The sequence below is a fragment of the Streptomyces sp. NPDC107538 genome, assembly GCF_055657445.1.
In genome coordinates, this window is the sequence record NZ_JBVKAY010000020.1 from 1 (window position 1) to 22,376 (window position 22,376).

Consider the following 22,376-nt stretch of genomic DNA (forward strand, 5'->3'; position numbering starts at 1 on the left):
GACGGCGAACGCATCGACCACTTCGAGGTGCGGCGCGGGGCGTGAATCCACTTCGGGGCGCGGTGCGGCGCGTGACGTCCGCTTCGGGGTGCGGCTCCCGGTCGGTGCGGGCGCTCAGTGCCCGGTCGAACCGCCGTTGTCCCTGCGGTCGAGGGCGCGCTGAAGGGCGGCGGCGGCGTTCTTGCGGTCGGACTCGGTGGTCCGGGAAACGTGACGGACTCGGCGGCGGACGGTCGTCTCGGCCATGGGGAATCGACTCCTTCGAGGCAATCCGGAGTACGGAAACGGGGGGTTACGAGACGCCGGGTGGGGCGGGGAGCGGGGCCGCAGGGGTTGCCTGCCTCGGGCTCCGGCTCACGACCGCCATTCGCTGGATCGAGCGAGACGTTCGGCTCCTACAAAGCTAGGCGAGGGACGCGCGTCTGTCTCTACAAGTAGTCGGACTTCCTACTATCTGAGACAGCGACTTGGGTCACACCGCGCTGACCTGCGGTTTCCATGATCTCCCCGGACATGGCGGCGCCCGGCACCTCCACTACGGAGGGGCCGGGCGCCGTTGCCGGTGGCCGATCTCAGCCCATGTGCGGGTACGTGTAGTCCGTCGGCGCGACCAAGGTCTCCTTGATGGCGCGGGTCAGGGTCCAGCGCATCAGGTTCTGCGGGGCGCCGGCCTTGTCGTTGGTGCCGGAGGCACGGCCGCCGCCGAACGGCTGTTGCCCGACGACCGCCCCGGTGGACTTGTCGTTGATGTAGAAGTTGCCGGCCGCGTAGCGCAGCTTCTCCATCGTGTAAGCCGCCGCCGCGCGGTCCCCGGAGATGACGGAGCCCGTGAGCGCGTAGGCCGACACCGACTCCATCTGGGTCAGCATCTCCTCGTACCGGTCGTCCTCGTAGACGTGCACGGCGAGGAACGGGCCGAAGTACTCGGTGGTGAAGACCTCGTTCTCCGGGTCGGTGCACTCGACGACGGTCGGGCGGACGAAGTAGCCCACCGAGTCGTCGTAGGAACCGCCCGCGACGATCGTGCAGGTCGGGTCTTCCTTGGCGCGGTCGATGGCGGCCTTGTTCTTGGCGAAGGAGCGTTCGTCGATGACGGCGCCGACGAAGTTGGCCAGGTCGGTGACATCGCCCATGGTCAGGTAGTCGACCTCGGCGGCGAACTCCTCCTTGAAACCGGAGTTCCAGATCGACGCCGGGATGTACGCCCGGGAGGTCGCGCTGCACTTCTGGCCCTGGTACTCGAACGCGCCCCGGGTGAGGGCCGTCTTGAGCACCGCGCGGTCGGCGCTCGGGTGGGCGACCACGAAGTCCTTGCCGCCGGTCTCGCCGACGAGGCGCGGGTAGGAGCGGTACTTCTCGATGTTCGCGCCGACCGTCTTCCACAGGTACTGGAAGGTCTTGGTCGAGCCGGTGAAGTGGATGCCCGCGAGGTCGCGGTGTTCGAGGGCCACCTCGGAGACCTCGATGCCGTCACCGGTGACGAGGTTGATGACGCCCTTGGGCAGCCCCGCCTCCTCCAGCAGCCGCATGAGCAGCACGGCGGCGTGGGTCTGGGTCGGCGACGGCTTCCAGACGACGACATTGCCCATCAGGGCCGGGGCGGTCGGCAGATTGCCCGCGATCGCGCTGAAGTTGAAGGGCGTGATCGCGTAGACGAAGCCTTCGAGGGGGCGGTGGTCGAGGCGGTTCCAGACGCCCGGGGAGTTCGCCGGGGGCTGCTCGGCGAGCAGGTCACGGGCGTACTTGACGTTGAAGCGCCAGAAGTCGACCAGTTCGCAGGGACAGTCGATCTCGGCCTGCTGGGCGGTCTTCGACTGGCCCAGCATGGTGGAGGCGGCCAGCGTCTCGCGCCAGGGGCCGGCGAGCAGTTCGGCGGCGCGCAGGATGATCGCGGCGCGGTCGTCGAAGGACATCGCGCGCCAGGCGGGCGCGGCGGCGAGGGCCGCGTCGATGGCGTCCTGGGCGTCCTGCCGGGTGGCGTTGGCGTAGGTGCCGAGGCGGGCCTTGTGGTTGTGCGGCTGTACGACGTCGAAGCGGTCGCCGCCGCCCATCCGCTTCTCCCCGCCGATGGTCATCGGCAGGTCGACCGGGTTCTCGGCCAGCTCCTTCAACTTGACTTCGAGCCGGGCCCGCTCGGGCGAGCCGGGGGCGTAGCCGTGCACCGGCTCGTTGACGGGCGTGGGGACCTGGGTGACGGCGTCCATGAGCTACCTCTTCCGAGTGAATGCCTGGCTTCGGCCCGCGAGAGCCAACGCCTTGTACGTATGTTGGGCGGCGGTCAGGGCTTGACCGTCACGAGTCCGCTTCGGCGAGCGCGTGAGAAGCCCCTAGGGGCGGAGTCACGGTTTCCATGTCTCCTTTTCGGGCTTGTCGGGAACCAGGTCGGCTCAGCCGACCGATGGGCGGTAGCTGCCGGGGCCTCGGATCTATGCGGGCCTCGACAGCTACCGCTCCCCTTTGCTGATCATCGAGCGGGCGAAGAAGCGCAGGTTCGCCGGCTTCTCCGCGAGGCGGCGCATGAAATAGCCGTACCAGTCCGTGCCGTACGCGGTGTAGACCCGCATCCGGTGTCCCTCGGCGGCGAGCCGCAGATGCTCGTCGCCGCGGATGCCGTACAGCATCTGGAACTCGTACTCGTCGAGTTTGCGCCCGGCCCGCCGGGCGAGCTCCTGGGTGATGGAGATGAGGCGCGGGTCGTGGGACCCGATCATCGGGTACCCCTCCCCGTCCATCAGGATCTTCAGGACGCGGACGTACGCCTTGTCGATCTCGGCCTTCTGCTGGAAGGCGACGGAGGCGGGCTCCTTGTAGGCACCCTTGACCAGCCGCACCCGGCTGCCGTTCTCGGCGAGGCGGCGGGCGTCGGCCTCGGTGCGGAACAGGTAGGCCTGGATGACGCAGCCGGTCTGCGGGAAGTCCCGGCGCAGCTCGTCGTGGATGGCGAACATCGAGTCGAGGGTGGTGTGGTCCTCGGCGTCGAGCGTGACCGTCGTCCCGATCGCGGCGGCGGCCTCGACGACCGGGCGGACGTTGGCGAGGGCCAGCTCGTGGCCGCCCTCCAGCGCCTGGCCGAAGAGGGAGAGCTTGACCGACATCTCGGCGCGCTCGCCCAGCTCCAGCTCCTTCAGCCGGTCGATCAGCTCCAGATAGGCGTCACGGGCGGCGGCGGCCTGCTCCGGCCGGGTGATGTCCTCGCCGACGACGTCCAGCGTCACCTCCAGACCCCTGCCGGTGAGGTCCCGGACGACCGGGACGATGTCGTCGACCCGTTCACCGGGGATGAAGCGGTCGACGACCTGCTTGGTCACGGGCGCCGCCGAGATCAGGCGTCGTATCCGGTCGCTGCGCGACGCGGCGAGAATCACGGGACCCAGCACGGGGGCACCTCCACAACCAGCAGATAGAACCGCAGACAGAACCACCGTGAAACCTAAGGATCCCCCCGTCCGTCGGCCATCGACAGCTGTCACGTATCCGTGCCGCAGATCTCAGACAGATGTATGAAGGCCCCTCGGAGATACGCGACAATGCCCGGGTGACGCCCGAAAGCCCCGCACCCCACCCCGTGGGTGACTACCAGGACCTCGTCGACGAGATCTCCGGTCTGCTCGGCGCCCCGGCGACGCTGGAGAACCGCGACTTCGAGCTGATCGCCTTCGGCGCGTACGACAGCGAGGGCGACCTCGATCCCTCGGCCCTGGACCCGGTCCGCACCCGCTCGATCCTGACCCGCCGCTCGACGACCGCGGTCCGGGAGTGGTTCGAGGGTTTCGGCATCACCCGGGCGACGGCCCCGGTCCGTATCCCGCCGACCCCGGAGGCCGGGGTGCTCCGGGGCCGAATCTGCCTCCCCGTACGCCATCGGGGGGTCGTCCTCGGCTACGTCTGGCTCCTGGACGGCGACCCGGGCCCCACCGCCGCCCAGCTGTCGGCGGCGATGGCGGTCGCCTCCCGGATCGGCGCCCTCCTCGCGGACGAGGCCCAGGCCGGCGCCGACCTCACCCGGGAGCTGCGCGCGGTGCTCACCGCCGCCCGCGACTGGGAACGCGACATGGCGGTGGCGGAGCTGCGCGCGGCCCTCGGCCCACGCGGCGACGGCGTCCACACGATGGTGTGCGTGGCCCCCTGGCCGTCCGCCGATCCGGACGACGCCCCGTCCTTCCGTACGGTGCCGGGGGCGACCGCGCTGTGCACGGTGCCGTGGGGTGCGGCGGGCCAGGGCCTGGCCCTGCTGGTGCGGCTCCGCTCGGCGGACGTACCGGCCCCGGCGCTCACGGCCGCCGCGCGGCTGCTGGAGCGCGCGGGCGCGCACGCGGCGGCGGGTGTCTCGGGCGCCCGCGCGGGCCTCGCCGAGCTGGGCACCGACTGGCGGGAGGCCTCGGCGGCGGCGCGCGCGGCGCTGGCGGAGCCGCGGCTCGGCCCGGTCGCGGAATGGCGCTCCATCGGGCCGTACCGCCTCCTCACCGCACTCCCTCCCGGCACCCCGCAGGACCCGTCCGTCCGCGCCCTCCTCACCCCGGCCCACCGTGAACTCGCCCGCACCGCCGAGGTCTTCCTCGATCACGCGGGCCAGGCGGGCCGTACCGCCGCCGAGTTGGGCATCCACCGCCAGACCCTCTACTACCGCCTCTCCCGCGTCGAACAGCTCACCGGCCTCCACCTCACCGACGGCGAGGACCGGCTGCTGCTGCACATGGCGCTCAAGGGGGCGCGGCTCTGACGTCCGGTCCGGACGGCATGCACACGGCAACCTTTAGGCTGCTCTCGTCGGTCGGATCATCGGACCGACGCATGGGGGATCAGGGGATCAGGGGGACGTGCGCCGTTGAACAACGCGACCGAGGTGTTCCAGCCGCTCCAGGCCGACGACCCGCCGCAGGTGGCGGGCTACCGACTGGCCGCCCGGCTCGGGGCGGGCGGCATGGGCCGGGTGTATCTGTCGCACACCCAGGGCGGCAGGCCGGTGGCGCTCAAGGTGGTCCGCCCGGAGCTGGCCGACGACCCGGCCTTCCGACGGCGGTTCGGCCGGGAGATCAAGGCGGCCCGGCGGGTCCGGGGCGCGTACACCGCCGAGCTGATCGACGCCGACGCGGACGGCGTACCGCCCTGGCTGGCCACGCTCTACGTGCCCGGCCCCTCCCTGGCCGAGGCAGTCGGCCGGCGCGGGCCGCTGCCGGTGCCCGCCGTGCTGTGGCTGATGGCGGGGGTGGCCGAGGCGCTGGGTGCCATCCACGACGAGGGCATCGTGCACCGCGACCTGAAGCCGTCGAACGTGCTGCTGGCCGCCGACGGGCCCCGGGTGATCGACTTCGGTATCTCGGTGGCCGCCGACCTCACCTCGCACACGGCCACCGGCACCGCCGTCGGCACCCCCCAGTTCATGGCCCCCGAGCAGGCGACCGGGGGCGATGTCACGACGGCGACCGATGTCTTCGCGCTGGGCCAGACGGCCGCGTTCGCCGCCCTGGGCGAGCCGCTGTACGGGGACGGCCCCTCGGTCGGCGTGCTGTACCGGATCGTGCACTCGGAGCCCGAGCTGTCCCTGCTGCCCGAGCCGCTCCGCCCGATGATGGCCCGCTGTCTCGCCCTCGACCCGGCGGAGCGGCCCACTCCGGCGGAGGTCGTCGAGTGGTGCCGCGGTGAGCTGGGCGGGGACGCCGACACGGGTGGCGGACCGGCCGTCTGGCAGGAGGTCACCGGACCTGAGCTCCCGGTCCCACCCCCGGCTACGGCCCACAGGGCCACCGTCCCCCACCCCGTGCCACAGCTGTCGCCGACCCGTCCGCTGGGGCCGCACGGTCCGATGACGCCGTACGGGCCGATGACGCCGAACGGGCCACTGGTGCTGCACGGGCCCCCGGGGGCGACGGGTCCGCACGGCCCCGCAGGACCGGAGGGGCCGGAGCGGAGGCGCGCCCGGCGCCGGCGTACCGCACTGATCACGACCGCGGCCGTGACCGGCGGCGCCCTGCTGCTGTCGGGCCTGGTCTGGACGGTCACGGAAGGGGTGGACCGGATCCGCGACCGGGTGACGACCTCCTCGTCCTCGTCGACCTCCGGAACGGGGACGACGGCGGGATCGGAGGGGACGGACGACCGCACCTCGGAGGAGTCCACGGGATCCGGCGGGTCCGAGGAATCGAAGGCGCAGGGATCCAAGGGATCCAAGGGGTCCGAGGGGTCGCAGGAGACGGGCGACGGGACGTCCGACACGTCGTCCGGCTCCTCCCCGACCGCGTCCGCCGAGCCCCGCGGCATCGCCAACCCGCTGGTGTTCCTGAACGAGGAGAACTCCCTCGACATCAGGGCGGCGCTCTACGAGAACGTCCGGGACGACCGCAAGGGCGACATCCGCTTCACCTGCGCGCAGGGCAGCTGCGCGCTGGAGAGCGACAAGAGCGTGATCACCATGCTGTACGCCGAGCCGGGCGGCGGCCTCGAATCGTGCCGCATCGCCCTCACCGGGGCCACGAGCCACCGGTTCCCCCTGGCCGCGGCGGCGGCCGGCAGCGAGCTGTGCTTCAAGACCCCCGCCGGGGACATCGCCCTGTATGTGGTCCAGGTGAAGTCCACCGCGCTGCCGGACAGCGGCGTGGCCTTCGTGAACGGCGACATGACGGTCTGGCGGGCGGACTAGGACAGGACGGACTAGGACCCGTCACCCCCGGGCTTCGCCGCCGCCTCCATCACCTGGCGGAGCCCTTCCGTGAGGGCTTCGGCGTCGGGCGCGCTCTCGGGGTCGAAGGTCCACTGGGCGACCAGGCCCAGCAGGAGCGTCGTATAGAAGCGGCCCAGGGTGTCCGCGGCAGAGTCCGGGACGTCCTCCTCCCGGCCGCCCATGAACAGCGGGACGATCCCCCGCGCGCCCTCCTGCTGGGCCCGCGCCAGATGCTCGCGCACCTCCGGCATCTGGTCCCCCATGGCCAGCACCTCCATGCTGAGCCGCCACATCGAGCCCGGCTCCCGCATGGTCTCGACGGCGTTCGCCCACACCTCCCGGAACCGCTCGACCGAGCCGGGCGCACTGTCGCTCCCGACCGCCTCGCCACCGTCGAACGTGTCCGAGACCTCCTCGACCATCGCCACGTAGGCCTGTGCCAGCAGCGCGTCCTTCGAGCCGTAGTGGTAGCCGATCGACGCCAGATTCGTGCCCGACTCCTTGACGATGTCGCGCGCCGTCGTCCGCGCGAACCCCTTCTCCAGCAGGCAGCGCTTGGCGCCTTCGAGCAGATCCTCACGGTGTCCCATGCGGGTCAGCGTAGCCCCGGGTTCATACGTACGTCCTAGACGCTCATTCTAGACGCCCGTTTCATACAGGCGTACTAGACGAACGTATAAGACACCCGTACAGTCACCGCCATGACGACGAACCCCACGTGCCCGCCCTCCCCCGGCACCCCGGGCGGAGCCGGTCGGGCCGGCCGCCGCGAATGGGCCGCCCTCGGCGTGCTGATGCTTCCGCTGCTGCTGGTCTCGATGGACGTGTCGGTGCTGTACTTCGCGGTCCCCGCGATCACCGCCGACCTGGAACCGAGCGGCACCCAACTGCTGTGGATCTTCGATATCTACGCGTTCGTGCTGGCCGGACTGCTGATGACGATGGGCTCGCTCGGTGACCGCGTCGGCCGCCGCCGGCTCCTGCTGATCGGCGCGGCGGCGTTCGGCGCGGCATCCCTGGTGGCCGCGTACGCGCACAGCCCCGAGACACTGATCGCGGCCCGCGCGGTGCTCGGAATCGGCGGGGCGACGCTCATGCCGTCGACGATGGCGCTGACCCGGACGATGTTCACCGACCCCGGTCAGCGGGCGAAGGCCATCGGTGTCTGGTCGGGCGTGATGGCGGCCGGGGTCGCACTCGGCTCGGTGCTCAGCGGTGTGCTGGTGGAGCACTTCTGGTGGGGCTCGGTCTTCCTGGTGAACCTGCCCGCGATGGCGTTGCTGCTGCTCCTCGGCCCGCTCCTGCTCCCCGAGTCGAGGGATCCGGCCCCCGGCCGCTTCGACCTGCTGAGCGTCCCGCTGTCGATGGCGGCCGTGCTGCCGGTGATCTACGGCCTGAAGGAGATCCCCTCGGAGGGCTGGAACGTGCGGTACGTGCTGTCCGTGACCGTCGGTCTGCTCTTCGCCGCCCTGTTCGTCCACCGCCAGCGCACCACGGCCTCCCCACTCATCTCCCCGGCGCTGTTCCGGGCCCGCGGCTTCACCCCGGCGCTCGTCCTCAACCTCGTCGCGGCCTTCGGAATGCTGGGCTCGGTCTACTTCACCACCCAGTACCTCCAGTCCGTCCTCGGCAAGAGCGCGCTGGAGGCCGCGCTGTGGGGGCTGCTGCCCTCCGTCCTCGTCGGTGTCGCCGCGCCGGTCACCACACATCTCGTCCAGCGGGGTGTGAACCGCGCGTACGTCGTGTCCGCCGGCTTCGGCACCGCCGCGTGCGGTTACGCGCTGCTGGCCCTGGCCGGCACCGCCTCCCTCTGGCTGGTCATCATCGGCGCCGGAGTCCTCGCCGCGGGCATCGTCGCCGTCTTCGCGCAGATGACCGACCTCGCCCTCGGTGCCGCCCCCGTCGAGCGCGCGGGCTCCGCCTCCTCCTTGCTGGAGACCAGCCAGGAGTTCGGCGGCGCCCTCGGCATGGCCACCCTCGGCTCCATCGGCACCGCCCTCTACCACCACGAGATCCCGGCCACCGCGCCCGCCCCGGCCCGCGAGACCCTCGGCGGCGCCCTGGCCGTGGCCGAGCAACTCCCCGGCCCCGCGGCCGAGTCCCTGACGACAGCCGCCCGAGCCGCCTTCACCACCGGCATGCAGGGCGCGGCGACAGCCGGCGCGCTCGTCCTGCTGGCAGCGGCGGTCCTGGCGGTCGGCGCACTGCGCGGAGTACGGGTACGGGACCACGAGGCGGAGGCGCAGACGGCGAAGGCACAGGCGCAGGCGCAGGCGCCGGGGCAAGCGCAGGCGGCGGAGGCGAGCCCGGTCAGGACGGCAGGCCGATGACGACCAGCCCGTCCGCGATCGACCCACGCGTGACCGGCCCTCTCGGGATCAGCCCGCCACGGTCAGCCCTCCGCCGTCACCCCGCCGTGATCAGCCCGCCGTGATCAGCCCCACCCGGTACGCGATGGCCACCGCCTCCGTACGGCTCGCCGCCCCCAGCTTGGCGAGGATGTTGGACACATGCACACTCGCCGTCTTGCCGGTGATGAACAGCTCGTCGCCGATCTGCCGGTTGGTGCGCCCGAGGGCGAGGAGCCGCAGGACATCGCTCTCCCGCGCGGTGAGCGCGGGGACGCCCGAGGCCGCCGAGGTCTCCGCGAGCCGCCCCCGCCGGACCAGCGCGTCCAGGTCAGCGCGCAGCGCCACGGCCCCCAGCAGGTCGGCGGTCTCCCGCGCCGCCCGCGCCTCGGCCCCGGCCTCCTCCCGGGCGCCCGCGCCCAACAGCGCCTCCGCCAGCCGCAGTCGGCACCGCGCCCGCTCGTACGGATCACCGAACGCGAACGCCTCCACCACCCCGCGCCAGGCCTCCGCGTCGGGCCCGGTCGTCACCCGCGTCCACTCGGCCTCGGCCCGCGCCAGCCAGGCCAGCCCCTCCGGGCCCTGCCGGGCCCCGTCCTCCCCCTCGGCGGCGGTGGCACGCGCGGCCCGCACCAGTTCTTCCCCGGTGGGGGCCCAGTGCCGTACCCCCGCCTCGTCCCCGGCCGACCGCCGCTCCGCCACCGCGTCCGCGACGGCCCCGAGGGCGAGCGCGGCCAGGCGGACGGTCGCGTCGGGCCGGCCCCCGGCCTGCTCGGTGAGGACGGCGACACTGGTACGGAACTGTTCGACCGCGGCCTCGGGATCGTGCCGCAGGACGGCCGCCTCGGTGAGGGCGATCCCCGCGACAAGGGCGGCCATGAAGTCGTACGGCCCGTCCACGAGCGCCCGCGCCCGCTCCACCGCGCTCTCGTCACCGCGGGCGAGGGCGACGTACAGGGCGGGGCCGACCGCGTAACCGGCGGTCGCGGGCAGCCGGTCGGCGTCGGCGGCCGAGGCGGCGCACTCGTCCCAGCGGCCCAGCGTGTAGAGGCACAGCGAGTGGAGATAGCGCATCCCCACCGGGTACGGGGAGGAGAGCAGCCCGGTGCGGCCCGCCCGCTCCAGCCCCTCGGAGAGCCAGCCGAGGCACCCGTCGGGGTCGCCGGATTCGAAGCAGCCGATGGCGAGGTTGAACAGGGCGCGCATCTCCACCGGGACATTGCCCGCGCGCAGCGCCAGTTCCCGGGCGTTCTTCAGCCGCGCGCGGCCCTCCGGGGTACGCCGGTTGCCCCGGGGGTCCAGGCCGACGACGGAGATGGTCAGATCGGCCTCGGCGTCGGACAGCCCGAGCCGCCCAGCCACGTCCAGCGCCTGTCTCGCGACCCGCCCGGCCTCCTCGTCCTCCCCCACGTACCGTGCCGCCATCACATGCGTGGCCGCCGCCCACACCCAGGTACGGGACGGGGGTTCGGCGGGGATCATCGCCAGCGCCTCGCTGCTGTACCGGAAGGCGGCCTCCAGGTTGTCCACGCGCATCAGGTCGTCGGCGAGGGTGTAGCGCACCCGGGCGGCCAGTTCGGAGTCGGCGTCCGCGCCGGCTCCGGCGAGCGCGGAGCGGGACAGCGAGACCGCGCGGTGGTGCTCCCCGGCGCGCGCTGCGGCGGACGAGGCGCGCAGGGTGAGGGTGACCGTGTCGAGACCCCGGGGCCGGGCCGCGCACTCGACGGACGGCCACAGATCGAGGGCGCCCTCCAGATGCCGCAGCTCCTCGGCGGGCGCGCCGATGCCGTGCGCGTGGTCGGCGGCCTCGACGGACGCGGTCAGCGCGTCGGCGAGGTCATGGCTCTCACGCGAGTGGTGCGCCCGCTCGGCGCTCTCCCCCGCCCGTCCCCGGCGGGCCAGCAGCTTCGCGAACACCCCGTGCAGGCGCACCCGTTCGCCCGGCAGCAGATCCGCGTAGACGGCCTCCCGGGTGAGGGCGTGCCGGAACTCGTACGTCGACTCCCGGCCCGTCAGCAGCAGTTGCCGGCCGACCGCCTCCCGCAGCGCCGAATCCAGCTCGTCGTCGGGGAGTTGGACGGCCTCCCGCAGCAGCTCGTGTCCGACCCGGCGGCCCGCCACGGCCGCCGTGCGCAGCACCTGCTGGGCGGCGGCGGGCAGTTGCTCGATCCGGATCAGCAGGACGTCGGCCAGTCCGCTCGGCAGGACCGCGCCCGGCTCGTCCGCGGTCGCGGCCAGCAGTTCCTCCGCGTAGAAGGCGTTGCCCTCGGCCCGTTCGACGATCCGGCCGACCGTGGCCTCGGGCAGCGGCTCGGCGCGCAGCGAACGCACCAGCCGCGCGACCTCCCGGTCCGGCATCGGCCGCAGCTCCAGCCGTTCCACGGCGGGCAGCCGCACCAACTCGGCGAGCAGGGGGCGCAGCGGGTGGCGGCGGTGCAGGTCGTCGGCGCGGTACGAGGCGAACACGGCGAGGCGGTGGACGGGGGCGCCGGGGGTGGGGCGCTGGAGGACGCCCCGGCTGAGCAGGAAACGCAGCAGGTCCCGTGAGGACTGGTCGGCCCAGTGCAGGTCCTCCAGCACGAGCAGGGTGGGGGTGGCCGCGGTGAGGTCCGTCAGCAGTGCGGCGACGCCCTCGAAGAGCTGCAGCCGGTCTCCGCCGTCGGCTCCGCCGCCGAGGAGGCGGCCTGCCGCCGGGTGCGCCTCCAGCAGCGAGGCGAACCGCTCGTCCGCGGCGAGGGCGCCCAGGATCTCGGTGAACGGCAGATAGGGCAGACCTACGTCCCCGAGGTCCACGCAGTGTCCGGTGAAGACGACGGTCCCCTTCGCCGTCGCATACGCCGCGGCCTCCGCGAGCGTCCGGCTCTTCCCGACCCCCGCGTCCCCCGCGACCAGCACGGCCCGGGGCTCCCCGCGCCCGGCCCGGTCCAGCACGTCCCGCAGCCGGGCCATCTCGGTGTCCCGCCCGACGAACGGCGCGTGAACGATGCTCTGAGCCACGCCGCCATCCTGGCACGGCCGGGTGGGGTGGGTTGTCGGGTGCGGCTCCGGTGAGGCTTCTCGCGCAGTTCCCCGCGCCCCTGAAAAGCAGGGGCTGCGCCCCGTGCTTTTCGCCCCTGAGTGGCCGTAGGCCCTCAAGGGGCGCGGGGAACTGCGCGACCAGCCCCCACCCACCCGCACCCGACAACGCAAGGAAGGGCCCGGCCACCCCAGGTGACCAGGCCCCGCCTCCTACGACGTACCGAACCTCAGACCAGGTTCACCGACCGCGCCGACGTCGCACCGATCTCCTCCGCGACCTCGGCAAGCACCGGCTGCGGCACCGTGTCGTCCACGGTCAGCACCGCAAGCGCCTCGCCCCCGGCCGTGGACCGGGCGACCTGCATCCCCGCGATGTTGATGCCGGCTTCACCGAAGATCCGCCCCACCGTGCCGACGACCCCGGGCCGGTCGACGTACCGGAAGACGACCATGTGATCGGCGAGCGCCAGATCCACGTCGTACTCACCGACCGCCACGATCTTCTGGTGGTGCTTCGGCCCGGCCAGCGTCCCGGACACCGACACCTCCTCACCACTGCCGAGCGTGCCCCGCACGGTGACGACATTGCGGTGGTCCGGCGACTCGGACGAGGTCGTCAGCCGCACCTCGACCCCCCGCTCCTGCGCGAACAGCGGAGCGTTGACGTACGACACCGTCTCGTCGACGACGTCCTCGAAGACACCCTTGAGCGCGGACAGCTCCAGCACCTTCACATCGTGCTGGGTGATCTCGCCGTACACCTCGACGTCGAGACGGACCGCGACCTCACCGGCCAGCGCGGTGAAGATCCGGCCGAGCCGCTCGGCGAGCGGCAGACCCGGCTTGACGTCCTCGGCGATGACACCGCCCTGCACGTTCACCGCGTCCGGGACCAGCTCACCGGCGAGCGCGAGGCGCACCGAGCGGGCCACGGCGATACCGGCCTTCTCCTGGGCCTCGTCCGTCGAGGCACCCAGGTGCGGCGTGCAGACGACCTCGTCCAGCTCGAACAGCGGCGAGTCGGTGCAGGGCTCCTTCGCGTACACGTCGAGGCCCGCGCCGGCGACCCGGCCCTCCTTGAGCGCCGAGTACAGCGCGGCCTCGTCGACGATCCCCCCGCGCGCGGCGTTGACGATGCGCACCGAGGGCTTGACCTTCTGCAGCGCCTCGGCGCCGATCAGGCCGACCGTCTCGGGGGTCTTCGGCAGGTGGACGGTGATGAAGTCGGAGACCTCAAGGAGCTCGTCCAGGGAGAGGACCTTGACGCCCATCTGCGCGGCCCGCGCGGGCTGCACGTAGGGGTCGTAGGCGACGACCTTCATACCGAAGGCGGACATGCGCTGGGCGACCAGCGCGCCGATGCGGCCGAGGCCGACGACGCCGAGGGTCTTCTCGGCCAGCTCCACGCCCGTGTACTTGCTGCGCTTCCACTCGCCGTTCTTCAGCGCCGTGTTCGCCTGCGGGATGTGGCGGGCGGTGGCGAGCAGCAGACCGCAGGCCAGCTCGGCGGCGGTCACGATGTTCGAGGTGGGGGCGTTGACGACCATCACGCCGGCCTTGGTGGCGGCGGAGACGTCCACGTTGTCCAGGCCGACGCCGGCCCGCGCGACGACCTTCAGCTTCTTCGCGGCGGCGATCGCCTCGGCGTCGACCTTGGTGGCCGAGCGGATCAGGATCGCGTCGACGTCGGCGATGGCCGGAAGCAGTTCGGCTCGGTCCGCTCCGTTGACGTTCCGGATCTCGAAGTCCGGGCCCAGCGCGTCGACGGTGGCCGGCGACAGCTCTTCAGCGATCAGTACGACTGGTTTCGAGCTCACGTGAGTCCTCACAAGTCCAATGCTGCGGACGGCCGTCCCGACGGCCGCAGGCGGTGGAGGGTGGTGTCCGCGTGGAAGACGCACGACGCTGTGGGCCCGACGCGTATGTAGTGCAGCAGTGTAGTGGCGCCGGGGGCATCGCCTCACGCCACCGCGGAAGGATCACCCGGACGTGAAAAACGAGGTCGGCCGTGGCGCCGGGTGAACCCTGCCACGGCCGACCTCACAGGATCAGGCCTCGTCGTCGTTGACCCACGACATGAGCTTGCGCAGCTCCTTGCCCGTGGTCTCCAGCAGGTGCTCGGAGTCCTGGGTCTTGTACTCGTTGTACTTCTTCAGACCGCCGTGGTACTCGTCCATCCACTGCTGGGCGAAGGTGCCGTCCTGGATCTCGGCGAGGACCTTCTTCATCTCGGCCTTGGTGGCGTCCGTGATGATCCGCGGGCCGGTGACGTAGTCGCCCCACTCGGCGGTCTCGGAGATCGACCAGCGCATCTTCTCCAGGCCGCCCTCGTACATGAGGTCGACGATGAGCTTCAGCTCGTGCAGGCACTCGAAGTACGCGATCTCCGGCTGGTAGCCGGCCTCGGTCAGCGTCTCGAAACCGGCCTTGACCAGCGCGGCCGTACCACCGCAGAGAACGGCCTGCTCACCGAACAGGTCGGTCTCGGTCTCCTCGGTGAAGGTCGTCTTGATGACGCCGGCGCGGGTGCCGCCGATGCCCTTGGCGTACGAGAGCGCCAGCGCGAAGGCGTTGCCGGTGGCGTCCTGCTCGACGGCGGCGATACACGGAACGCCGCGGCCCTCCTCGTACTGGCGACGGACCAGGTGGCCCGGGCCCTTGGGGGCGACCATGCAGACGTCGACGCCGGCCGGGGGCTTGATGAAGCCGAAGCGGATGTTCAGGCCGTGGCCGAAGAACAGCGCGTCGCCGTCGTTGAGGTTGTCCTTGATGTGGTCCTCGTAGACCTGGGCCTGGATCGGGTCCGGGACGAGGATCATGATCACGTCGGCCTCGGCGGCGGCCTCCGACGGGGTCACCACGCGCAGGCCCTGCTCCTCGGCCTTCGCCTTGGACTTGGAGCCCTCGTGCAGACCGACGCGGACGTCGGCACCCGAGTCGCGCAGGGACAGCGCGTGGGCGTGACCCTGGCTGCCGTAGCCGATGACCGCGACCTTGCGGCCCTGGATGATGGACAGGTCGGCGTCAGCGTCGTAGAACAGCTCGGCCACTTTGGGTTCTCTCCTTGAGTGCAGGTGTTGCGTCCCACCGTATGACGGCGGGCGGAATGAAAGTCTGCGGGTCTCGGCATACGGGCGGCCGAGTCGATGGTCGACGGCCGGCCGCCCGTGTTCAAGTGTTCAGGCCGAGCGGTCGAGCGCGCGCAGCGAGCGGTCCGTGATCGAACGGGAGCCGCGGCCGATGGCGATCGTGCCGGACTGGACCAGCTCCTTGATGCCGAACGGCTCCAGCATCTTGAGCATGGCGGACAGCTTGTCGCTGGAGCCGGTGGCCTCGATCGTGACGGCCTCCGGGGAGACGTCGACGGTCTTGGCGCGGAACAGCTGGACGATCTCGACGATCTGGGAGCGCGTCTCGTTGTCGGCGCGCACCTTCACCAGAACGAGTTCCCGCTGAACGGCGGAGCCCGGCTCCAGTTCGACGATCTTCAGGACGTTGACGAGCTTGTTGAGCTGCTTCGTCACCTGCTCCAGCGGCAGTTCCTCGACGACCGTCACCACGATGGTGATGCGGGAGATCTCGGGGTGCTCGGTGACACCGACCGCGAGCGAGTCGATGTTGAAGCCGCGACGGGAGAACAGGGCGGCGATCCGGGCCAGGATGCCGGGGGTGTTCTCCACCAGGACGGAGAGCGTGTGCTTGGACATGGCTTCTTTACGTCTCTTTCGCTCAGTCGTCTTCGTTGTCGCCGAAGTCGGGGCGGACGTCCCGGGCGGCCATGATCGTGTCGTTGGAGGTGCCGGCGGCGACCATCGGCCACACCATCGCGTCCTCGTGGACGACGAAGTCGACGACGACCGGGCGGTCGTTGATCGAGTTCGCCTCCTCGATGACCTTGTCGAGGTCGTCCGGGGACTCGCAGCGGATCGCGTAGCAGCCCATGGCCTCCGAGAGCTTCACGAAGTCGGGGACGCGGGTGCCGCGGGCGTTCGGATTGACGTCGTCCGGGCCGCTGTGCAGCACCGTGTTGGAGTAGCGCTGGTTGTAGAACAGGGTCTGCCACTGGCGGACCATCCCGAGCGCGCCGTTGTTGATGATGGCGACCTTGATCGGGATGTTGTTCAGGGCGCAGGTGGTGAGTTCCTGGTTGGTCATCTGGAAGCAGCCGTCGCCGTCGATCGCCCAGACGGTCTGCCCGGGGGCGCCGGCCTTGGCGCCCATGGCGGCCGGGACCGCGTACCCCATCGTTCCGGCGCCGCCGGAGTTCAGCCAGGTGGCGGGCTTCTCGTACTGGATGAAGTGGGCGGCCCACATCTGGTGCTGGCCGACGCCCGCGGTGAAGATCGTGCCCTCGGGGGCGAGTTGGCCGATGCGCTCGATGACGGCCTGCGGGGAGAGCGAGCCGTCGCCGGGCTGGTCGTAGCCGAGCGGGTAGGTCTCGCGCCAGCGGTCGAGGTCCTTCCACCAGGCGCTGTAGTCGCCCCGGACGCCCTCGCTGTGCTCCTTCTGCACGGCCTGGATCAGATCGGCGATGACCTCGCGGGCGTCACCGACGATCGGCACGTCGGCGGCGCGGTTCTTGCCGATCTCCGCCGGGTCGATGTCCGCGTGGACGATCTTGGCGAACGGCGCGAAGCTGTCCAGCTTGCCGGTCACCCGGTCGTCGAAGCGGGCGCCGAGCGCGATGATCAGGTCGGCCTTCTGCAGTCCCGTCACGGCCGCCACCGAGCCGTGCATACCGGGCATGCCCAGGTGCTGCGGGTGGCTGTCGGGGAACGCGCCGAGCGCCATCAGGGTGGTGGTGACGGGCGCGCCGGTCAGCTCGGCCAGCACCTTCAGCTCGGCCGTCGCATGCGCCTTGATGACGCCGCCGCCGACGTACAGCACCGGCCGCTTGGCGGCGGTGATCAGCTTGGCGGCCTCGCGGATCTGCTTGGCGTGCGGCTTGGTGACGGGCCGGTAGCCGGGCAGGTCCATGGTGGGCGGCCAGCTGAAGGTGGTCTTCGCCTGGAGGATGTCCTTGGGGATGTCGACCAGGACCGGCCCCGGGCGGCCGGTGGAGGCGATGTGGAACGCCTGCGCGATGGCCCGGGGGATGTCCTCGGCCTTGGTGACGAGGAAGCTGTGCTTGGTGATCGGCATGGTGATGCCGACGATGTCCGCCTCCTGGAAGGCGTCCGTGCCGATCGCCTTGGAGACGACCTGGCCGGTGATCGCGACCAGCGGCACGGAGTCCATGTGCGCGTCCGCGATCGGGGTGACCAGGTTGGTGGCGCCCGGCCCGGACGTCGCCATGCACACCCCGACCTTGCCGGTGGCCTGCGCGTAACCGGTGGCCGCGTGACCGGCGCCCTGCTCGTGGCGGACCAGCACGTGGCGCACCCGCTTGGAGTCCATCATCGGGTCGTACGCCGGCAGGATGGTGCCCCCGGGGATGCCGAATACGGTGTCGGCCCCGACCTCCTCAAGCGAGCGGATGAGGGACTGCGCACCCGTCACGTGCTCGACGGGGGTGGACGGTCCTCCGGATCGGGGCCGCGGCTGCGGATGGTGGGCCCCGGTGGCCTGCTCGGTCATCGGCATTCTCTTCTCGATGCTGAGGGTGTTTTGCGAGGTTCGTGCGGTGTGCGACTCACGCCGACTGGTGCCCGTGCAACAAAAAACCCCTCCTTGCCACGAGGCAAGCGAGGGGAGCGCGCCGGGTACGGTCGCTGGGGATTCCGGAACGTCGTCCGGTGGGTCCCAGCTTCAGCCGACGCGCTTTCCAAGTACGAGGATTCGGGTGCGCATGGCACTGACCCTCCCCCCGGCGCGCACCGTGTGTCAAGTGGGTGGGACGGGAGTCTCATTATGTGAGCGATGGGCACGTCCGCCTCCGTCGACCGCGGGTATCCCCCTTGTCTACACCCCCGCACCCCTGGATGCCCGCTCACCTCCGGGGTGTCAGGGTCGGTGGCGACGCCACGACCGCGCTCAGCGCCTCGGGCATCCGCACTCCGCCGGGCACCGGGTAGTGCCCGAGGGAGAGGGCACGGCGGAGGCGGTACTCGTCCAGTGGCCCGGAGAAGGCGGCGCCCTGGCCGTGGGTGCAGCCCATCGCGCGCAGGGCGACGACCTGTTCGGGCAGATCCACCCCGTCGGCCACGGACTGCACTCCCAGGTCGCCGGCGATCCGCAGCAGCCCGCGGGTGATCTTCTGCAGCCGCGTGGACTCCACGATCCCCTCGATCAGACCGCGGTCCAGCTTCAGTACGTCGACGGGGAGCCGGCGCAGTGCCGTGATGGGCGCGTGCCCGCTGCCGAGGCCGTCCAGGGCGATCCGCACACCGAGGCGCCGCAGCTGGTTCAGCCGCCGCTCCAGCTCGTCCAGGGGGCACTTCAGCTCGGTGTCGGACAGCTCGACGACCAGCGAACCGGAGGGCAGCCCATGGCGGGTCAGGAGCGTCTCGATCGAGCCGGGAGGCAGGGAGCGGTCCAGCAGACGCCGGGCGCTCATCCGGACGGAGACCGGGACGTTCAGGCCGCCGGTGAGGCGGTCGGCGGCCTGCTCGACGGCCTGCTCCAGCATCCAGCGGCCCAGCTCGGCGGTCTTCTCGCTGTCCTCGGAGACCCGCAGGAACTCGGCGGGCGTGAACAGCACCCCCTGGGACGAACGCCAGCGGGCCGCGGTGGCGACCGATGAGATCCGGCCGGTCTCCAGCTCCACCACGGGCTGGTTCAGCAGCATGAACTCGCCGTCGTGCAGCGCGGCCCGCAGCCGGGTGGCCAGCTCGGCCTTGCGGACGACGTCCTGCTGCATCTGCGGCTTGTACAGCTCGACCCGGCCCTTGCCGGACGCCTTGGCCCGGTACATGGCGAGGTCGGCGTTGCGCAGCAGCTCGCCCGCGCCAAGACCGGGCTCGGCGAAGGAGACGCCGATGGAGGCGGCGACCCGGACATCGTTGCCGTCGATGGTGTACGGCTGTGAGAGGGCGATCCGGAGCCTGTCGGCCAGCTCCAGGATGTGCTGCTCCCGGGCGGTGCGGTCGCGGGAGCCGTCCCCGACGATGAGGGCCGCGAACTCGTCGCCGCCGAGGCGGGAGGCGGTGTCCCCCTGCCGGACGGCGTCCTGGAGCCGGCGGGCGGCATGGACCAGCAGCTCGTCCCCGGCCTGGTGCCCGATCGTGTCGTTGACGGCCTTGAAGCCGTCGAGGTCGATGAAGAGGACCGCCGTGTTGCGCAGGGCGACGCCCCGGTCGGAGGAGCGGCGGCCGGAGAGCGCCTGCTGGACGCGCTTGGTGAACAGGGCGCGGTTGGGCAGGTCGGTCAGCGGGTCGTGCTCGGCGTTGTGCTGCAACTGCGCCTGCAGGCGCACTCTTTCGGTCACGTCCCGGCTGTTGAAGATGAGGCCGCCGTGGTGGCGGTTGACCGTGGACTCGACGTTCAGCCAGCCTCCCCCGCCGCCGGACTTGAAGCGGCACTCGATGCGGGTGGTGGGCTCCTCCGCGGGGCTGGCGGCGAGGAAGCGGCGTACCTCGTGGACGACGCAGCCGAGGTCCTCGGGGTGGATGATCGAGGCCAGCTCCTTGCCGACGAGGTCCTCCGCGGGGCGTCCGTAGACCCCGGCGGCGGCCGGGCTGACGTAGCGGAGGATGCCGTTCGGTGCGGCGATCATGATGACGTCGCTGGAGCTCTGCACCAGGGAGCGGAAGTGGTTCTCCTTCTGGGCCAGTTCCTGGGTGAGGGTGATGTTGTCGAGGAGCATGATGCCCTGGCGCACGACGAGGGCGAGTACTACGGTGCAGGCGGTGATCAGCACCACGCGGTCGACGCTGCGGCCGTTGAGCACGTTGTAGAGGATGCCCAGGGTGCAGACGGCGGCGGCCAGGTAGGGAGTGAGTGCGGCCAGGGATCCGGCGATGGGGCGGGTGGCCGGATACCGACTGTGACCTCCTCCCTGGAGGAGCACATGCACGTGTCCTCCCTGGGGGCCGTCGTGCCGGTGGCCGGGATGGGCCTCGTGGCGGTGGACCGGCTTCAGGTCGTGCCGCTGGCCCGGGATGTGTTCGTGCACCACGCGCGCGTGCCCGCCCTCGTCCGGCTGTCCGTGCCGCTGGCCGGCCCAGGGGGCGTAGGCGAGGAGCACGGATCCCGCGAACCAGCCGGCGTCGAGGAGCTGGCCGGACTGGTAGCTGGTGTGCAGCAGGGGCGAGGTGAACAGGGCGTCGCACATCACGGTGAGCGCGAGGGCGCCGATCGCGGTGTTGACCGCGGAGCGGTGCATCGAGGAGCGGCGGAAGTGCAGCGCGAGCACCATGCTGACCAGGGCGATGTCGAGCAGCGGGTACGCCAGGGAGAGCGCGGTGTGCGCGGTGTCGGAGTCGTCGAGCTGCGCGTTCTGCGCCAGCGCGAGGCTCCAGGAGAGGGTGACCAGGGAGCCGCCGATGAGCCAGGAGTCCAGCGCGAGGCAGATCCAGCCGGCCTTGGTGACGGGCCGCTTGGCCAGCACCAGCAGTCCGACGATGGCGGGTGGCGCGAAGCAGAGGAAGAACAGGTCCGCGTAGCTCGGCTCGGGCACGGGCCGCTCCAGGACGACCTCGTACCATCCCCAGACGCCGTTGCCCAGGGCCGCCATGGCGGAGGAGAGGGCGAACAGCAGCCAGGCGGGTCGAAAGCGGCTGCGGCGGCTGCGCGCGTAGCGGAAGCAGGAGACGGCGGCCGCGGCGGCGGCCGCGCTGAGCCCGAAGTCGCCCATGACGAGGGCCACTTGCTCGTTGCCCCAGCCGAGCGCGGCGCCGACGGCGTAGGCCGCGCAGAGCAGGGCGAGGACGAGCTGGGTCCGCAGGCTCGCGCCTCTGCGGTCGGGCGCCTGCCCGCCGGAGGGCAGCGGCCCGGCGGCCGGCTTGGCGGCCCGGAGCGTGGGGCTCAGCGTGGAGGCGGACGGGCGGGGGCTCACCGGGTCTCCCCGGTGAGTGCCGCTCCGGTGTCCCGCTGGTCCCGGTGCGTCGGGTGGGTGTGCTTTCTGCGGCTGCTGTGCCTGCGGTGCTGACCGTGACCGCCGGGGCCGCCGTGACTCCCGTGCGGGTGCCTCGGCGTCGCGGCTCGCCAGGGCCGCCGTCGGCGGCTCCGCCGCGTCGGATCGTTCGTCCATAGGCCGTGCATCGCCCGTCGCCCCCCTCGCTGTCTCAAGTCCGTCCCCGGCGCCGAACGGTGCGCGGCGCAGCCCCTGTCGGGACGATACACCAGTCTCGTCACTCAGGGACATAGTTCCTCTACGCTCAGTGACCACCTCTGGCAACACGAGCACGGTCCGCTTCCGAAGGAACGCGGAGGGTGCCCGAAGTGGATTACACGTCGTCCGTCTCGCCCGTCGTAAGGACCACGTTGCGCAGCGGCTCCCGGTTCACGAATCGCCCCAACTGGTCCACCAGCAGCCTTTTGGCACGCGGCAGGAAGGCCGACGTGGGGCCGCCGACGTGCGGGCTGATGAGCACGCCGGGCGCGCGCCAGAGCGGGTGCCCCGGCGGCAGCGGCTCGGGGTCGGTGACGTCGAGTGCGGCGGTGATGCGCCCGCCGTCCAGTTCCGTGAGCAGTGCCTTGGTGTCGACGACGCCTCCGCGGGCAACATTCACCAAGAGGGCGCCGTCCTTCATACGGGCCAGGAAATCGGCGCCGACCAGGCCTTTCGTCTGTTCCGTGAGTGGAGTGGAGAGGATCACGACGTCGGCCTGCGGCAGCAGGGAGGGCAGTTCGGTGAACGAATGCACCGGTCCGCGCGCCGTGGTGCGCTCAGAGCGCGCGACGCGCGCCACCCGCGCCACCTCGAAGGGAACGAGCCGGTCCTCGATGGCGGCGCCGATCGCGCCGTAGCCGACGATCAGGACGGACCTGTCGGCGAGCGCGGGACGGAAGTCGCCCTGCCAGCGCTCCTGTTGCTGGGCCCGCACGAAGTCGGGGACGCCGCGCAGCGAGGCGAGGGTCAGGGTGAGCGCGAGTTCGGCGGTGCTGGCCTCGTGCACGCCGCGCGCGTTGCACAGCTGCACCCCGGGAGCGAGCGTGGACAGCCGGGCCAGGACGTCGTCGACACCCGCCGTGAGCGTCTGGACGACCCGGAGGTTGCGCATGGACTCCAGCGGGGTCACGGCCACCGGGCGGCGCTTCATGTAGGGGACCACGTACAGGACGCAGTCCGCGGGATCGCCGGGATACGGCTGGGTGCCGTCCTCGCCCCCGTCCCAGAAGAGGTAGGTGGGGCCCTGCGGGAGCCCCTCGATCTCGTCCGGCGGGATGGAGAGCCACACATCGCCGGTGACGTCCGCGGTCGGGTCGCCAGTCGCGTCAGCAGTCATGCTCCGGAGGCTATGTCAGGTACG

General features: G+C 71.6%; 14 protein-coding genes. 3 read left to right on the forward strand and 11 right to left on the reverse strand.

What is annotated here, in order from left to right; translation table 11 throughout:
- Positions 1–114: 114 nt before the first annotated feature.
- From ACZ7MG_RS39615 to ACZ7MG_RS39625, 3 genes are all read right to left on the reverse strand, one after another.
- Complete coding sequence (locus tag ACZ7MG_RS39615; RefSeq protein ID WP_005479955.1) at positions 115–246, reverse strand: hypothetical protein; 132 nt, start codon at positions 244–246, stop codon at positions 115–117.
- Positions 247–572: 326 nt separating this feature from the next.
- Positions 573–2,204, reverse strand: a complete 1,632-nt coding sequence (gene pruA, locus ACZ7MG_RS39620; protein ID WP_471388396.1) for an L-glutamate gamma-semialdehyde dehydrogenase — start codon at positions 2,202–2,204, stop codon at positions 573–575.
- 240 nt (positions 2,205–2,444) lie between these two features.
- On the reverse strand, positions 2,445–3,377 hold the full coding sequence (locus ACZ7MG_RS39625) for a proline dehydrogenase family protein (RefSeq protein ID WP_471388393.1): 933 nt from the start codon (positions 3,375–3,377) through the stop codon (positions 2,445–2,447).
- 119 nt (positions 3,378–3,496) lie between these two features.
- Between ACZ7MG_RS39625 and ACZ7MG_RS39630 the strand changes: the two genes are divergently transcribed.
- Positions 3,497–4,720, forward strand: coding sequence for a PucR family transcriptional regulator (locus ACZ7MG_RS39630; RefSeq protein WP_471388390.1), 1,224 nt, complete (start codon positions 3,497–3,499; stop codon positions 4,718–4,720).
- Between the two features lie 105 nt (positions 4,721–4,825).
- Positions 4,826–6,637, forward strand: coding sequence for a serine/threonine-protein kinase (locus ACZ7MG_RS39635; protein WP_471388387.1), 1,812 nt, complete (start codon positions 4,826–4,828; stop codon positions 6,635–6,637).
- 11 nt (positions 6,638–6,648) lie between these two features.
- Here the strand turns inward: ACZ7MG_RS39635 and ACZ7MG_RS39640 are convergent, their stop codons facing one another.
- Positions 6,649–7,248, reverse strand: a complete 600-nt coding sequence (locus tag ACZ7MG_RS39640) for a TetR/AcrR family transcriptional regulator (RefSeq protein ID WP_471388384.1) — start codon at positions 7,246–7,248, stop codon at positions 6,649–6,651.
- Between the two features lie 111 nt (positions 7,249–7,359).
- Here ACZ7MG_RS39640 and ACZ7MG_RS39645 point away from each other — a divergent pair, with 111 nt between their 5' ends.
- Complete coding sequence (locus ACZ7MG_RS39645) at positions 7,360–8,988, forward strand: MFS transporter (RefSeq protein WP_471388381.1); 1,629 nt, start codon at positions 7,360–7,362, stop codon at positions 8,986–8,988.
- A gap of 90 nt (positions 8,989–9,078) precedes the next feature.
- Here ACZ7MG_RS39645 and ACZ7MG_RS39650 read toward each other — a convergent pair whose 3' ends face one another.
- From ACZ7MG_RS39650 to ACZ7MG_RS39680, 7 genes are all read right to left on the reverse strand, one after another.
- Complete coding sequence (locus ACZ7MG_RS39650) at positions 9,079–12,003, reverse strand: helix-turn-helix transcriptional regulator (RefSeq protein WP_471388378.1); 2,925 nt, start codon at positions 12,001–12,003, stop codon at positions 9,079–9,081.
- A 248-nt stretch (positions 12,004–12,251) separates the two neighbouring features.
- The gene (serA, locus tag ACZ7MG_RS39655; protein WP_471388375.1) at positions 12,252–13,841 is read right to left on the reverse strand and encodes a phosphoglycerate dehydrogenase; all 1,590 of its coding nucleotides are present in this window, start codon (positions 13,839–13,841) and stop codon (positions 12,252–12,254) included.
- A gap of 231 nt (positions 13,842–14,072) precedes the next feature.
- On the reverse strand, positions 14,073–15,074 hold the full coding sequence (ilvC, locus tag ACZ7MG_RS39660; RefSeq protein WP_471388372.1) for a ketol-acid reductoisomerase: 1,002 nt from the start codon (positions 15,072–15,074) through the stop codon (positions 14,073–14,075).
- Between the two features lie 129 nt (positions 15,075–15,203).
- Positions 15,204–15,731 (reverse strand): acetolactate synthase small subunit, encoded by a 528-nt coding sequence (gene ilvN, locus ACZ7MG_RS39665; protein ID WP_381341224.1) that lies wholly within the window; start codon positions 15,729–15,731, stop codon positions 15,204–15,206.
- A 22-nt stretch (positions 15,732–15,753) separates the two neighbouring features.
- A complete protein-coding gene (locus tag ACZ7MG_RS39670; RefSeq protein WP_471388369.1) occupies positions 15,754–17,601 on the reverse strand; it encodes an acetolactate synthase large subunit in 1,848 nt (615 codons plus the stop codon).
- Positions 17,602–17,953: 352 nt separating this feature from the next.
- Complete coding sequence (locus tag ACZ7MG_RS39675; protein ID WP_471388367.1) at positions 17,954–20,959, reverse strand: putative bifunctional diguanylate cyclase/phosphodiesterase; 3,006 nt, start codon at positions 20,957–20,959, stop codon at positions 17,954–17,956.
- A 391-nt stretch (positions 20,960–21,350) separates the two neighbouring features.
- Complete coding sequence (locus tag ACZ7MG_RS39680; protein ID WP_471388364.1) at positions 21,351–22,352, reverse strand: 2-hydroxyacid dehydrogenase; 1,002 nt, start codon at positions 22,350–22,352, stop codon at positions 21,351–21,353.
- Positions 22,353–22,376: the final 24 nt, after the last annotated feature.

Excerpts from the sequence above, each read along its gene's own strand:
- ACZ7MG_RS39615 (WP_005479955.1), bottom strand. The coding sequence starts at position 246 with ATGGCCGAGACGACCGTCCGCCGCCGAGTCCGTCACGTTTCCCGGACC.
- pruA (WP_471388396.1), bottom strand. The coding sequence starts at position 2,204 with ATGGACGCCGTCACCCAGGTCCCCACGCCCGTCAACGAGCCGGTGCAC.
- ACZ7MG_RS39630 (WP_471388390.1), top strand. The coding sequence starts at position 3,497 with ATGTATGAAGGCCCCTCGGAGATACGCGACAATGCCCGGGTGACGCCC.
- ACZ7MG_RS39640 (WP_471388384.1), bottom strand. The coding sequence starts at position 7,248 with ATGGGACACCGTGAGGATCTGCTCGAAGGCGCCAAGCGCTGCCTGCTG.
- ACZ7MG_RS39645 (WP_471388381.1), top strand. The coding sequence starts at position 7,360 with ATGACGACGAACCCCACGTGCCCGCCCTCCCCCGGCACCCCGGGCGGA.
- ilvN (WP_381341224.1), bottom strand. The coding sequence starts at position 15,731 with ATGTCCAAGCACACGCTCTCCGTCCTGGTGGAGAACACCCCCGGCATC.
- ACZ7MG_RS39670 (WP_471388369.1), bottom strand. The coding sequence starts at position 17,601 with ATGACCGAGCAGGCCACCGGGGCCCACCATCCGCAGCCGCGGCCCCGA.
- ACZ7MG_RS39680 (WP_471388364.1), bottom strand. The coding sequence starts at position 22,352 with ATGACTGCTGACGCGACTGGCGACCCGACCGCGGACGTCACCGGCGAT.